The sequence below is a fragment of the Myxococcus sp. AS-1-15 genome, from assembly GCF_020037055.1.
Classification (GTDB): Bacteria; Myxococcota; Myxococcia; order Myxococcales; family Myxococcaceae; genus Myxococcus; species Myxococcus fulvus.
This window is the reverse complement of record NZ_JAIQDF010000001.1, coordinates 241,257-254,024: the sequence shown is the minus strand read 5'-3', so window position 1 is coordinate 254,024 and position 12,768 is coordinate 241,257. Positions and strand designations below refer to the sequence as shown.

Below are 12,768 nucleotides of genomic sequence, written 5' to 3'. Positions count from 1 at the left end.
CGGGGCCATGTCCGCTCCGTCCTTCCGTGCCGACCTCCGGGTGTTCGTCGAGCAGCGGTGGGTGGGGCTCGCGGACCTCCAGGGCCTGGAGCGGGAGTACCTCGACGATGTGCTCCGTCGTCCCCGCGTGAGCTGCTGCAGCTTCGTCGGAGGCTTCTTCATCGACGTGGGCGGCGTGGCCTTCAGCGACGAGGACTCGGTCGACGAGCTCTGGATGACGTGGAGCTGGTTCTTCGCGCTGGACAAGCTCCTCGACGGTGCCGACGAGGCACGGGCCGCCCCTTGGGAGGAGTCCGCCATGAAGCTCTGGCGCCACGGGGACACGCTGGTCCTGGAGGACCGGAGCGCGAGCGGCACGCCCATCACCCCACGCGTCGAGGTGGAGCTCCGCCCGTTCTGCCGGAGCCTCGCGCGACAGGGGCTCGAGTTCCTCGCGCTGGGGGAGCGGCTGCTCGCGCAGCTCGACGCGCGCTCGCCTCCCGTGCCTGCTCCGGTGCGCCTGGAGTTCGAGCGGGCCCTCCGGCTGCCCAGGGACATCGTGGAGCGCGTCGCCGAGAAATCCGGCCCCTGAGCCCACATGGCCCCGGCAAGCGGCCGTGGCGACGTTAGAGTCCACACCGTGCCCTCGCATCCTCCCGCCACCGTGCTTCCGCCAGACGAGGCCCGACGCTTCCTCGTCGCGCACCTCGGGCTCGCGCGCCCCTTCCCGCTGCAGGGGGCCCGGGGTGCGCGCGCGCTCCTGAAGCGCCTGCGCTGCATCCAGTTGGACCCGCTGGATGTCATCGGCACCAACGCGGACCTGGTGGCGCTCGCGCGCGTGGACGGGCTGGCGCGCGGCGACGTGTACCGACACCTGCTGCCGGGGCACGCCTTCGAGCACTTCGCCAAGGAGCGCTGCCTGCTGCCCGCCAGCGCGTTCCCCTACTACCGCGAGCGCGCGGCCCAGGCGCCCTGGTGGCGACTGGAGGAGCGACTCAAGCGGGTGCCGGAGGCGGTGCTGCACGCGGTGCTCGAGGAGGTGACGGCGCGCGGTCGCTCCTCGTCGCGCGAGCTGAAGGACCATGGCGCGGTGGTGCCCATCGACTGGAGTGGTTGGAAGGGCACGGCCCGCGCCACGGCGATGGCGCTGGAAATCCTGTGGACGCGCTGTCAGGTGGTGGTGTGTGGCCGAGGCCCGGGCGGCAAGCTGTACGACGTCCCGCATCGCGCCCTGCCCCGGATGGCCGAGGCGCGGGTGACGCAGACGTTCGAGCGCTGGGGGCTGACCGAGCGTGTGGAGGCCGCGGGCCTGCTCAGCCGCGCGAGCGGTCCCCACTGGTCCACGCTGACCGAGGTGCGCACCTCCTCGCTCCCCGACACGCTGGTCGACGAGGGCGTGCTGGAGGCGGTCAGCATTCCCGGCTCGCCCCGGCGCTACCTGGCGCCCGTGGGCTTCCGGGAGCGGGAGCAGCCGGAGCCCGACGCGAGGATGCGCATCCTCGGGCCCCTGGACCCGGTGCTGTGGGACCGGGAGCTGGTGCGCGTGGCGTTCGGCTTCGACTACACGTGGGAGGTCTACAAGCCCGCCGCGCAGCGTGAGTGGGGGTGGTACGTCTGTCCGCTGCTCCATCGAGGGAAGCTGGTGGGACGGCTGGAGGCGCGCGTGCGCGAGGGCGTGCTCCAGGTGGACAACCTGTGGCGGCAGAGGGGCGTGAAGCTGGACGACGCCGCGCTCGACGAGGCGCTCGCGCGTCATGCGGCCGCGTGCGGCGCCGAGAGGGTGCGCAGGCCCCGGGCGCGCGTCACGGGTCGCGCCTCCTGAGTCGAATCAGGGCGCAGGCTTGGGCAGCTCGCGCGCCAGCGCGTCGGCGGCGCCAGCGTCCTTGTGGACCCCGAAGCGCTGGCGCGAGCACATGAGCAACTGCCCCGCGTAGACGGTGTCCGAGAGGGCGCCCACGAAGTCGCCGTGCTCGGCGAGCGTGCGTGCCCGCTCGTCCATCAGGTGGGCGAGGATGCGCGCCTGCTCGGCGTGCCCGAACAACCGCACGACGGAGCGCGCGTCGAACAGGATGAGCGTCTCCAGCTCCATGCCGAGCGTCGTCTGACAGGCCTCGCTCAGGCTGCGCAGGCTGTCCTCCAACGAGCGGTTGGCGCGGACGCGGGCGAGGTCTGGAGCCAGTCGACCGAGCTCGCGGAGGGCTTGGAGCGCGTGGGCCTGACGCAGGATGGGCATGCGAAAGCCAAGTACAGCCTGAGACAGGGGAATCATCCAGTCCCCCGGGTGATTCCCCGCGCCCGCCCGGAGGACCGGGTCACACTCCGTGAACTGTACGAGGACCCCGGGAGGCTGCGAGACTCGCCCCTGGTGGCCGAATCCCCTCCCCTCGCCTCGGACGCGCCCGCGATGCCCGACGCCCGTGTCGCGAGCCGACGCGAGCGGGGTGTCGTCTTCGCCGCGTCCTTCCTGTTCCTGCTCGTGCTGGAGGCGGGGCTGCGCCGCTTCACCCAAGACGGGCTGCGCTTCCAGGCGTGGAGCTCCGAGCGGATGATGCAGACGCTGTCACTGCGCGAGCTGCGCGACGAGCCGCTGCGCTCCCTCTGGTATCTGCACATCCAGCCGCCCCTGCTGGACGTGCTCCGCGCCGCGCTGGCCTTGTTCCAGGGCCCGCTCGAGGACCTGGCCCTGGTCGACGCCGTGGACCGCTGGACCTATGTCGTCTGGGCGCTCGTGTTCGCTGGCACGGTGACGCTCGTGCATGCCTGGGTCTTCCAGGTGGCGGGGCGGCGTTTCGCCCGCGTCGCCGCGGTGCTGATGGCGCTGCATCCGGGGACCCTCGCCTTCGCGACCCTCCTGGACAGCACCGCCGCCAGCGCCCTCGCCTTCCTGTGGTTCTGCTTCGAGCTGTGGCGCCCCCCACGTGAGGACGGCTCCATCGCCCGGCTCGCCGCCGCGTCGCTCGTCCTCTTCTTCCTGCGCTCCATCTTCCAGTGGCCGTTCTTCCCACTGGTGGCCCTGTGTCTCGCGCTCCGGGGGGCCTCGGCCCGGAGCGTGGGTCGCTATCTCGTCGTCGTCGCGCTCTTCGCGGGCCCCTACGTCGCCAAGCAGCTCGCCCTGTTCAACACGTCCATGACGTCCAGCTTCGACGGGCTCAACTTCTGTCGGGCCATCGGCCTGGGCGAGCCGGACCTCGGCGCGGTGCGGCTGCCCGACAACGTGCTGCCCAGGTCCCTGCCGCCACCGTCCAGCGCCGCGGTGCTGCGCACGGACGAAAAGCTCGGGGGCTACTACAACTACAACCACCTGGATGCCCTGCGGTACTCGGTGGGGCTGAAGTACGTGTGCCGTCGGGCCCTCTTCGAGCGGCCCCTCTCCGCGACGCTCGCTTCGTTCGCGGAGAACGCGGTGATGTATGGCGTGCCGTCCAGCCGCTACCAGCCCAACGTCCTGGTGGACCGGCTGCCGTGGCGAGCGCCGCTCGACTTCGTCTTCTCGTCGCCCGTGCTCTGGGTGCTGGTGCTCCTCGCGGGAGCGCGGGCCGCGCGGGAGCTGAAGCGTCGTGTGGACTGGCTCCAGGTAGCAGGGCTGGTGTTGCCGGTGATGTTCGTCGTCTCGGTGAGCGTGCTCTTCGAGAAGGGCGAGAACATGCGGTTCAAGTACTTCATCGAGCCGGTGTTGCTCGTGTTCCTCTGCGCCCAGGCCGCGCGACTCGCCGCGCGAGCCCCTGCCCGGTCTCCAACACACGCGGTCTCCACCGGGCCGGGTGACGGCTCGGTGGCGCGGTGACGTCAGCGGCCGTCTGCTAGGCTCGGGGCCAACATGAAGGACCTGGACGCCATCCTCCGCGCTCGCGCGCGCTCCCGTGGGCCCTGGGTACTGGCCACGGTGGTCGCCGTGTCGGGTTCGTCGTACCGCAAGCCGGGTGCCCGGATGTTGATGGGCGAGGACGGCTGGCTCGCCGGAGGCGTGAGCGGCGGGTGCCTGGAGGCCGACATCGTCCGCAAAGCGTTCTTCTGGACGAGCACCGGGCCTCGCGTGCTCCGCTACGACTCCACGGGAGAGGGCATCGAGGACGAGGGGAGCCTGTCCTTCGCGCTCGGCTGCAATGGTGTCGTGGACGTGCTGCTGGAGCGCTGCGAGCCCGGCCCGGCCGATGCCCTGGTCTTCGCGGACGAGGCCCGGAACCTGGGACGTCGCGCCGTCATCGCCACCGCGTACCAGGGGCCCGCGCAGGCCGTGGGGACGCGGTGGATGGTGCGTGACGATGGCGTGGAGGCGGGACACATCGCGGGCGCACTGGGTGATGCCGTCCGCGTCGCGGCCCGCGAGGCGATGGAGCAGGGCCGCACGTGGAGCGGACCGTGTGGCGGCGCGGACGTGCTGGTGGAGGTGGTGGAGCCGCCCCATGAGTTGGTGTTGTTCGGCAGCGGCTTCGACGTCGCGCCCGTGGTGACGCAGGCCGCGAGCCTGGGCTGGCGTGTCACGGTGGTCGCGGACCGCCCCGCGCAGACGCTGCGACGGAGGTTCCCCCTCGCGCACGCGGTGGTCTCGGCGAAGACGGGTGAGGCGGCGACGTCGGTTCCGGTGTCACCTCGCGCGCTGGTGGTGTTGATGACGCACAGCCTGCCGCAGGACCAGGAGCTGCTCGCGGGATTGCTCCCGCGTCCGCTGCGGTATCTGGGCGTGTTGGGTCCACGCTCCCGCACGGAGCGGCTGCTCGCGGGGCTCGCCACCGCGCCGAGCGCGACGATGCTGGAGAAGCTGCATGCCCCGGTGGGGCTGGACCTTGGCGCGGAGGGCGCGGAGGAGATTGCCCTGTCCATCGTCGCCGAGCTGCAGGCCGTGGTGTCGGAGCGGGAGGGAGGCAAGCTGCGCGAGCGCCGCGCGCCCATCCACACGGTGGCGCCGCCCCCCGTACGAAAGCTCGCGTGAGGGCGGGCCGTGCGCGAGCAGGCGTGGTGTTGCTCGCGGCGGGAGGCTCGTCTCGGCTCGGACATCCCAAGCAGCTCGTCGTCCACGAGGGGAAGACGCTCATCCGACGCGCCGCCGAAGCGGCCCTGTCCCTCGGCGAAGGTCCCGTGCTCGTGGTCCTCGGCGCCCATCGGGACATCATCGCCCCCGAGCTCGTCGACCTCCCCCTGCGAATCATCGAGCATCCCGACTGGGCGCGCGGTCCCGGCGGCTCCCTGACGATGGGGCTCTCGGCGATGTCCTCGGGTACCCCCGACGTGGACGCGGTGCTCTTCATGCTCTGTGACCAGGTCCGCGTCACGGCATCACATCTCCGAGCCCTCGTGGACACCTGGCGGACCACCGGTGCGCCCATCGTGGCCTCTGGATACGACGGCACGCACGGCGTCCCCGCGCTGTTCTCCCGCGCCGTGTTCCCGGAGCTGGAGGCCCTGTCTCCCGCCCAGGGCGCACGTGGGGTGATTGCCCACGAGCCGACCCGCGTCGCCATCGTGCCGCTCCCCGGAGGCGGCGAGGACGTGGACACACCCGTGGACCTGGACCGGCTCGCCCCTCGGCGGCCCGTGTAACCCCATTGCGTCTCGATGCTCGTCCCATGAGCGGACAGCGCATCGGATTGCCCGCGTCACCGGGATGGGCTCGCCCAGGCCCTGTAACCGGTATGAATCCCTGGCGACGCCTGTAACCGGTATGAGCCCGGGACACCGCCGCTCGCGCTTGTCCGTACTGTCCGTCGAACGGCATCCCTCCTATGCTGAGTCACACGCGGTCGCGTCAGTCAGGCCCAGGTCGGGGGATTCTCATGGAGTCTCAGCAGCCCACCCTCATCCAGAAGGAGCAGGCGTCCCCTGACACGACAGGCTCGGACGAGCGCGAGTCCTCGTGGAGCACCGCCGAGGTCCTCGTCATCGGCGGCCTCGGCCTGCTCGTCGCCATCGCCGTGGTCGGCCTCTTCATCGGCGTGGCGAAGTGGCTGCTCAAGTACAGCCTGCTGGCGCTCGGCATCTACGTCCTCTTCTCGCTGACACGGCGCTGGCTGCGCGGCTCGAAGCAGCAGGCCTCCTCGGAGCTCACGCCGTACACATCGCCCCAGAAGACCCGGGCCGAGCAGCTCCAGGAGATCGACCCCGCGCAGGCCCTGGCCCGATTCAAGGCCGAACACATGTCGGAGGCCCCGCCTCCCGCGCGGCCCCACCGCAAGCCGTGAGCGCGCCCCTCCTCCACCCGGCCGGAGCCCGCCCACGTCCGGTCCCCGCTTCATGATGCGCCGTTCGCGCTGGCACCTCGGCTGGGTGCTGCTGCTCGTCGCGGCCGCGCTGCTCGTGCTCTTCCCGCGCGCCATCGACGCGCTCAAGTCCCTGGAGCAACTGCCCGCGGCGCCGCTCCGTGCGGGCTCGCTGCTCGTCGCGCGCCCCGGCCGCGTCTCCGAGAACTTCGACGAGACCGTGGTGCTGCTCCTCGACGCGGGCGCCCAGCGCAGGACGTGGGGCGTGGTGCTCAATCGCGTGCGCACCCGTCAGGGCGAGCGCCTCCCCGAGGGCGTGGACCGCTGGGGCGGGCCGGTGAACCCCGCGCTCCACATCACCCTCACGCTGCGCCGCCCGGCCCCCGAGGGAGCACAGCCCCTCCTCGAGGGCATCGCCTGGTACGAAGGACGCCGCGAGGCGCACCTGCCCGTCGGTGAATCCCTCACCTTCGAGGGCATCTCCGCATGGTCCCCCGGACAGCTCGAGGAGGAGGTGGCCCGAGGCGCCTGGTGGGTCCTCGAAGGCCAGCCCGCCGACGTGTTCACCGCGCCGGGCTCGCTGTGGGAGGAGCACGCCGTCCGCCACCTCTGAGCGCGCCGCGCCAGCAGCACGCCTCATGGAGCACATGGGCTCCCAAGCCCCTCCATCCGTCGGATACCCGACAGCGCCGCAATAGCGCGGGGCCGCCACGCCTTTGGAAGAGCCTGGGCAGTGACTACCTCCCCAGGACCCCACGTCTTTCCGGCGGACTCCCCATGCGACGACTCCCTGCACTCCGTTCCTCTCACGCCCTTCGAGGGCTCGCGCTCGCCGTGGCCTTCCTTGGCGCCTCCGCGAGCGCCCAGCCCACGGCGACTCCGCTGGAGGACAACCAGCGCATCACCGAGGGCTACATCGCCATCGCCTACGAGCTGGGCGCGGTGCTGGACCCAGCCCTGCAACCCGGTGGCGTCAGCGCCGTGCGCCCCACCTGGTTCACCTTCGCGCCCAATGCCTCGCGCACCGGTGGCGAGGGCATGCTCGGCACCGCCATCGCCAGGCGCATCATCGCCGCCGCGCGGGGACAGCCCTCGCTGTCGGTGCTCCATGCGCTCCAGCGCGTGGGGCTCGACCTCCAGTTGCTCGCCACGCCGGAGAAGCTGGGCCTGGAGCTGGTGCTGCGCGGAGTGCCCACGGACGCGGCGGCCTCGCTCGGCGCGCTCATCACCTCGCTCAACACCGCGGCGCTCCTGGACGCGCGCACGCTGAGCATCACCGCCGCGCGCTTCGCCGCGCTCTACCAGTCCTCGCCGGGCTTCTGGCCGCTCGACAAGGTCGAGAACCTGGTGCTGACGCTGGAGCGCACCCTGCACGAGGGCAACCTCGCCATCTTCTCGGACATCGGCGGCTCGGGGCAGCTCTACCTGGCGTGGCGCCGGAGCGCCGTCGGCGCGGTGACGCCCGAGCGCGTGCTCACGGAGTTCACGCTGGTGGACGCGGTGCCCGCCCAGGCCGTGCAGGCCTACGACTACGCGCTGGCGCACGCGTTCGACACGCCGCGCCCCTATCAGTTCGACCAGCTCTTCCCGGGCATGCACTACAAGAGCCTGCTGGTCGCGGCCTTCGCGCTCTACGAGCAGGCCCGCCTGTCCACGAGCCCCGCCACCCGCGACGCGCTCATCGCCGTCGCCAACAACTACATCGCCTGGCGCGAGCAGCACGACATGGCGCAGCCCGTCTTCTCGCCCGCATCACCCCGCTCGGACGAGGTGTCCCGCGTCGCGCTGCTGCGGGCCCTCACCCCGCTGCTGCGCACCGAGTTCGGCACGGTCATCTGGAACTACGCCGACTATGCGAACAGCCAGCCGGACCGCGACGGCAACCCGTTGACGTCGCCGCCCACCGAGTACAATTGGGCCGACTTCTGGGACCGCTGGAACGGCATCCTCTACGCCTTCGACCAGGCGTACCTGGACCCCACCGGGACGTGGGTCATGCCGGAACCCATCGTGGACCCGACCGCGCCGACGGGCGGGTCCTGAGTCGCATGTCCCGCCCTCGACGCGGGGCCGGCCTGTGGAGGGGCCGAGGTCGGGGCTGGTGGATGTCCCGTCGTGCGGACGCCGCGCCGCAGCGTGATTCCCCAGGCGGAGCGGATGACTTGACGCATTTGGAGGGCCAGGGGACGGTTCAGGTCTACATGAGCCCCTCGCCGTCCACCGTGTCCTTCCCTCCCACGGACACCCCTGTCATCCCCACGGGAGCCATGCCCGCCGCGCCCGCCGACGAAGCTGCGCTCTCCGCCGAGGCCCGCCTGTGTGTGTTGCGGGAGATGATGAGCGAGGCGTTCCTCTGCCTGGATGCCCAGGGGCGCATCCGCGAGGTGAATGGCCGCGCCGCCGCGCTGCTCGGCGTGCCCGCCCAGGAGCTGCAGGGGCAGGAGCCCTGGACAGCCGAGCCCGCGCTCGCGGGCACCGTACTGCACGAGCGCTTGATGGCCGCGCTCTCCACTCGCGAGGGCGGACGCTTCCTGGCGGAGCTGCCCTCGCGTGTCTGGCTGGACGTCAATGTCCGCGTGGTGGGCGAGGAGACGTGGGTGCTCGCCGCGGACATCACCCGGAGGCAGCGCGCGGAGAGCGAGGTGGCCAGGACCGAGGAGCGCTTCCGTCAGCTCGGCGAGCGCTTCCAGGTGGCGCTGGACTCCGCGCAGATGGCCGTCTGGGAGACCAACGTCGCCACCGGTCAGGTGTTCCGCTCGGAGGGACATGACCGCCTCTACGGCTATCCCCATCCGCTGGCGGAGTGGACGCACGAGCGGTTCATCGAGTCGCTCCACCCCGACGACCGCCCGGCCGTGCAGACGCAGCTGAATGACATCGCCGCGGGCAAGACGGACTCATACGTCTCCACCTTCAGGACCCACTGGCCGGATGGCTCCTGGCACTGGCTCACCAGCCGCGCGCGGGTGCTGCGCGACGCGACGGGCAAGGTGATGGTGGTGCGAGGCGCGCTGCTGGACATCACCGCGCTGAAGGAGACGGAGTTCGCGCTGCAGGAGGCGGTGCGCACGCGCGACGACTTCCTCTCGCTGGCGAGCCACGAGCTGCGCACGCCGCTGACGTCCCTGCGCCTGCAGGCCCAGCTGCTGCGGAGGCTCGCCGAGGGCCAACCGCAGGAGACGCTCGGCTCACCCAAGGTCCAGGGGAAGCTGGACACCACCGAGCGCCAGCTGCGCAGGCTGGGCGCGCTCGTGGACAACCTGCTCGACGTCAGCCGCATCCGCACGGGCAAGCTGGACTTCCACTTCGCCGATGGAGACCTGGCCGCCGTCGTGGCGGACCTGGTGGCGCGCTTCGGCGACGAGGCCCGGCACACCGGCGTGCCGCTGAGCGCGAAGGTGGACGGGCCGATGGAAGGCCGCTTCGACCGGCTGCGCCTGGAGCAGGTGGTGAGCAACCTGCTGTCCAATGCCCTGCGCTACGGCGCGGGCAACCCCGTGTCACTGTCGCTCACGCGGCACGGCGACAAGGCGAAGCTGACGGTGTGCGACAGCGGCCCGGGCGTGCCCGTGAAGGACCGCGAGCGCATCTTCGAGCGCTTCACCCAGGGCGACAACGCGCGGCGACAGGGCGGGATGGGCCTGGGCCTCTACATCGTCCGGCAGATTGTCGAGGCGCACGGCGGCCACATCCACGTGGAGGACACGCCCGGCGGCGGCGCCACCTTCGCGGTGGAGCTGCCGCTCTAGGACGCGCCGGGCTCATCGCGGACGAAGGCGAAGCCCGGTGGCACGTCGAGGCGATAGCCCGGGTCCTCGAACACCAGCCGCGCGCCGGTGCCCTCCAGCATCTCCCGCAGGTGACGCACGTGCACGCGCAGCGCGTTGTCGTGCAGCCTCGGGTCATAGGCCGCCTCCCACATGGCCCGCACACAGTCCTCCTTCGGCAGCGTGCGGCCCGGACGTCGGGCCAGCGCGTAGAGCAGCCTTCGCGGGAGCACGCGTTTGGCGAGTGAGACGGAGCGAGCCCCCGCGCGCAGCGCGTGGTGGCGCGCGTCGAGCACCACCGCGTCCGACGCGGCGACGGGCGCCTCGACGGCCAGGCGCGCGCCGGTGGAGGTCACCACCCGCAGCGAGGCGAGCGTGCGCGCCAGCTCGGGAATCAGCTCCGGGTCCGCCTCGCCCTCCGCCGCGGAGCGCGCCGCGGCCTCCAGCGAGGCACGCGACTCCGCCGCGCGCTCGGCCAGCCGGTGCAGCAGCGCCCGCGCCAGGTGCGCCAGCGCGCGCTCCAGGGCGAAGTCCTCGCCGCGCGCCAGCGGCTCCAGCGAGGCCAGGAGTCCCTCGGCGCGCACGCTGTCCCCCGCCGTCGCCGAGGCCAGCGCCGCCAGCGCCCGCTGCCGCGCCGCCATGCCCGGACGCACCTCGCGAGGCTCCACCACCGACGGGCGCTCCACCTGTCTCAGCACGTCGGCGGAACGGGCGGACTCGGCGGCGCGGGCCAGTCCCTCGGCGCCTCGGGCCCTCGCGTCCGCCGCGGCCTCGTCGAGCAGCGCGAGCCCCTCCGCCCGCCGCCCCAGCTCCAGCAGCATGCGCCCGGCGCTGACGCGCGAGAGGTGGTGGATGAAGAGATAGCCGCCCTGCTGCGCGCGGGCCGACGTCTCCCGCAGGCCCGCGAGCGAGGCCCCGCGCTCTCCGCGCTCGCCCCGGACGAGGGCGGCGATGCAGTCGAGCTCCAGCGCCAGCCTGGGCGCGCCCAGCTGGCCCAGCTTCTCCCGCGCGCCCGCGAGCGCGGCCTCTGCTTGAGCGAAGCGGCCGAGCCTGCTGAGGATGCCCGCGGACATGGCGGCCACCAGCGGCCCGCGCGAGTTGAGCGGCGCGTCCTCCAGCAAGGACAGACACTGGTTGAGCGGCTCCTCCAGCCCGTCGTCCCGGCCTTCAATCCAACACATCAGCGCGCGGGCATAGGCCCCCCAGCCGAGCACGCGCCGGTCCTCGGACGCGGAGCACGCCGCGTCCAGCATCTCCAGGGACTCATCCAGTCGCCCCTGGAAGAAGCGCAGCGCGGCCCACGCCAGGAGCTGCTGGAGGAACACCTCCGCGTCGCGCGGCATGGGCATCGACTGCAGCGTCCGCTCGCACGCGTCCAGCTCCAGCGAGAAGAGCGCCACGCGCACCAGCACCGTGCCCACCTGCTCGCGCAGGTCCGCATCCCCGTCCTCACCGAGCGACGCGCGCAGCGCCGAGAGCTCCTCGTAGGCACGGCGCAGGTCCAACAGGCGCACCTGGGCACGGGCCCGCGCCAGCCCCACGTCGGGCGTGCACAGCGCGGGCGGCAGCGAGCCCAGGAGCGTGAGCAGCTCCCCGGCCGCGCCCTGGCGCACGAGCGCCTCCGCCTCCCCGACGATGAAGGCCCGACGCTCCTCGTGCCGCCCCAGGGCCTGCAGGTGTCGGGACATCGCACGCACCCGCACCACCTCCGGCAGCGGCTCGCGTGACAGCAGCGCGAGCAGCGCCTCGTGCGCGGCCCGCGACTCCTCGGCGCCGAGCAGCGACTGGAACGCCTCGCGCACCAGGTCGTGCACGCCATGGCGGCCGCGCGCGTCCGTCTCCACGAGGAGCCGGGCCGACAGCCTTCGCAGCGCCTCGCCGGCGCCACCGTCCGGCAGCACGTCGGCGAGCGCGGAGGCGGGCAGCGGCAGCTCCGACAGCGCGAGCACCGCGGCCACGCGCCGCTCGTCCGGCGGCAGCGACGAGAGCGCCGCGCGCACCGGCTCCTCCACGTCCGCGTCGTTCGCGTGCGCGCGGCGAAGGAGGAACGGCACACCCCGGGAGCGGGCCCAGGCCGCGGCGAAGCCCTCGCGCGCGCCATACAGCGCGTCCAGCTGACGCCACAGCAGCTTCGCGGCGGACTCCGGCAGCCCGTCCAGTCGCAGCTCGATGCGGTCCGGGCTCGTCGCCAGGCGCGGGAGCTCCTCGCGCGAGGTGGCCAGGAGCGCGCCCCTTCGCAGCCGCCCGCCGAGCCCCTCCACCAACGCCACGCGCTCCTCGCGCGCGAGCACGTGCAGGTCATCCACCACGAACAGCGCCCCGCGAGCATCCAGCTCCCGGGCCAGGTCCTCCAGGCGCGCGTCGTCCGACAACGCCTGCGCCACGGGCGCCTCGCGCAAGAGCCGGCGCGCGTCGTCCACCACCGAGTCCAGCGCGTCCCCCGGAGCGATGCGCCGGTGGACCACCGGCCCCCGATGGCGCGCCGCCACCGCGGCCACCAGCGCGGACTTGCCCACCCCGGGCAGGCCGTACACCACGCCGGTGCGCACGCGGCGCAGCAGGCCGCTCAGCCGCTGGAGCTCCTGCTTGCGTCCGACGAAGACGGCGGGCGGCCCCAACCCTCGCGGCGTGGATGTCCGCGCCACCGGCTCCCGCTTGCCACGCGGGGCCGTGCCCTGGGCACGTCGACGACCACGGGGAGGAGGCGTCGTGCCGGCGCGCATGCTCACCTCGTCACGACCTGACGCGAGTCACCGGCCCGGGACGCTCGCCTCCCCTCACCCTGTGTGAGGGACGGCGGGAACAACGTCTCGAACTCCAGCGCGCGG

The 12,768-nt window shown here is 72.7% G+C and carries 11 protein-coding genes; 9 read left to right on the top strand and 2 right to left on the bottom strand.

What is annotated here, in order from left to right; genetic code table 11:
* Positions 1–7 precede the first annotated feature (7 nt).
* Both K8625_RS00985 and K8625_RS00980 read left to right on the top strand, forming a co-directional pair.
* The gene (locus K8625_RS00985) at positions 8–571 is read left to right on the top strand and encodes a hypothetical protein (protein WP_223781588.1); all 564 of its coding nucleotides are present in this window, start codon (positions 8–10) and stop codon (positions 569–571) included.
* 48 nt (positions 572–619) lie between these two features.
* A complete protein-coding gene (locus tag K8625_RS00980) occupies positions 620–1,801 on the top strand; it encodes a winged helix DNA-binding domain-containing protein (RefSeq protein WP_223748358.1) in 1,182 nt (393 codons plus the stop codon).
* Between the two features lie 6 nt (positions 1,802–1,807).
* Here the strand turns inward: K8625_RS00980 and K8625_RS00975 are convergent, their stop codons facing one another.
* Complete coding sequence (locus K8625_RS00975; RefSeq protein WP_223781587.1) at positions 1,808–2,212, bottom strand: hypothetical protein; 405 nt, start codon at positions 2,210–2,212, stop codon at positions 1,808–1,810.
* Between the two features lie 171 nt (positions 2,213–2,383).
* Here K8625_RS00975 and K8625_RS00970 point away from each other — a divergent pair, with 171 nt between their 5' ends.
* The 7 genes from K8625_RS00970 to K8625_RS00940 all read left to right on the top strand — a co-directional run bounded on the left by K8625_RS00970 (position 2,384) and on the right by K8625_RS00940 (position 9,922).
* Positions 2,384–3,763, top strand: coding sequence for a hypothetical protein (locus K8625_RS00970; RefSeq protein WP_223781586.1), 1,380 nt, complete (start codon positions 2,384–2,386; stop codon positions 3,761–3,763).
* 33 nt (positions 3,764–3,796) lie between these two features.
* Entirely contained in the window at positions 3,797–4,909 is a 1,113-nt protein-coding gene (locus tag K8625_RS00965) for an XdhC family protein (RefSeq protein ID WP_223748355.1), read from the top strand.
* Complete coding sequence (locus tag K8625_RS00960) at positions 4,906–5,517, top strand: nucleotidyltransferase family protein (protein WP_223748354.1); 612 nt, start codon at positions 4,906–4,908, stop codon at positions 5,515–5,517. The genes K8625_RS00965 and K8625_RS00960 overlap by 4 nt, the downstream gene beginning before the upstream one ends.
* A gap of 233 nt (positions 5,518–5,750) precedes the next feature.
* Positions 5,751–6,155 carry a hypothetical protein gene (locus K8625_RS00955; RefSeq protein WP_223748353.1) on the top strand — a complete coding sequence of 135 codons (405 nt, stop codon included), beginning with the start codon at positions 5,751–5,753 and terminating at the stop codon, positions 6,153–6,155.
* Positions 6,156–6,207: 52 nt separating this feature from the next.
* On the top strand, positions 6,208–6,786 hold the full coding sequence (locus K8625_RS00950) for a YqgE/AlgH family protein (RefSeq protein WP_223781585.1): 579 nt from the start codon (positions 6,208–6,210) through the stop codon (positions 6,784–6,786).
* 164 nt (positions 6,787–6,950) lie between these two features.
* Entirely contained in the window at positions 6,951–8,216 is a 1,266-nt protein-coding gene (locus K8625_RS00945; protein WP_255665400.1) for a hypothetical protein, read from the top strand.
* Between the two features lie 62 nt (positions 8,217–8,278).
* Entirely contained in the window at positions 8,279–9,922 is a 1,644-nt protein-coding gene (locus K8625_RS00940; protein WP_370640362.1) for an ATP-binding protein, read from the top strand.
* Here the strand turns inward: K8625_RS00940 and K8625_RS44085 are convergent.
* Positions 9,919–12,663 (bottom strand): winged helix-turn-helix domain-containing protein, encoded by a 2,745-nt coding sequence (locus tag K8625_RS44085; RefSeq protein ID WP_305070848.1) that lies wholly within the window; start codon positions 12,661–12,663, stop codon positions 9,919–9,921. The genes K8625_RS00940 and K8625_RS44085 overlap by 4 nt on opposite strands.
* Positions 12,664–12,768 lie beyond the last annotated feature (105 nt).

Coding starts and splice junctions, on each gene's coding strand:
- K8625_RS00985 (WP_223781588.1), top strand. CDS start 8: ATGTCCGCTCCGTCCTTCCGTGCCGACCTCCGGGTGTTCGTCGAGCAG.
- K8625_RS00975 (WP_223781587.1), bottom strand. CDS start 2,212: ATGCCCATCCTGCGTCAGGCCCACGCGCTCCAAGCCCTCCGCGAGCTC.
- K8625_RS00970 (WP_223781586.1), top strand. CDS start 2,384: ATGCCCGACGCCCGTGTCGCGAGCCGACGCGAGCGGGGTGTCGTCTTC.
- K8625_RS00965 (WP_223748355.1), top strand. CDS start 3,797: ATGAAGGACCTGGACGCCATCCTCCGCGCTCGCGCGCGCTCCCGTGGG.
- K8625_RS00955 (WP_223748353.1), top strand. CDS start 5,751: ATGGAGTCTCAGCAGCCCACCCTCATCCAGAAGGAGCAGGCGTCCCCT.
- K8625_RS00950 (WP_223781585.1), top strand. CDS start 6,208: ATGATGCGCCGTTCGCGCTGGCACCTCGGCTGGGTGCTGCTGCTCGTC.
- K8625_RS00945 (WP_255665400.1), top strand. CDS start 6,951: ATGCGACGACTCCCTGCACTCCGTTCCTCTCACGCCCTTCGAGGGCTC.
- K8625_RS00940 (WP_370640362.1), top strand. CDS start 8,279: ATGTCCCGTCGTGCGGACGCCGCGCCGCAGCGTGATTCCCCAGGCGGA.
- K8625_RS44085 (WP_305070848.1), bottom strand. CDS start 12,663: ATGCGCGCCGGCACGACGCCTCCTCCCCGTGGTCGTCGACGTGCCCAG.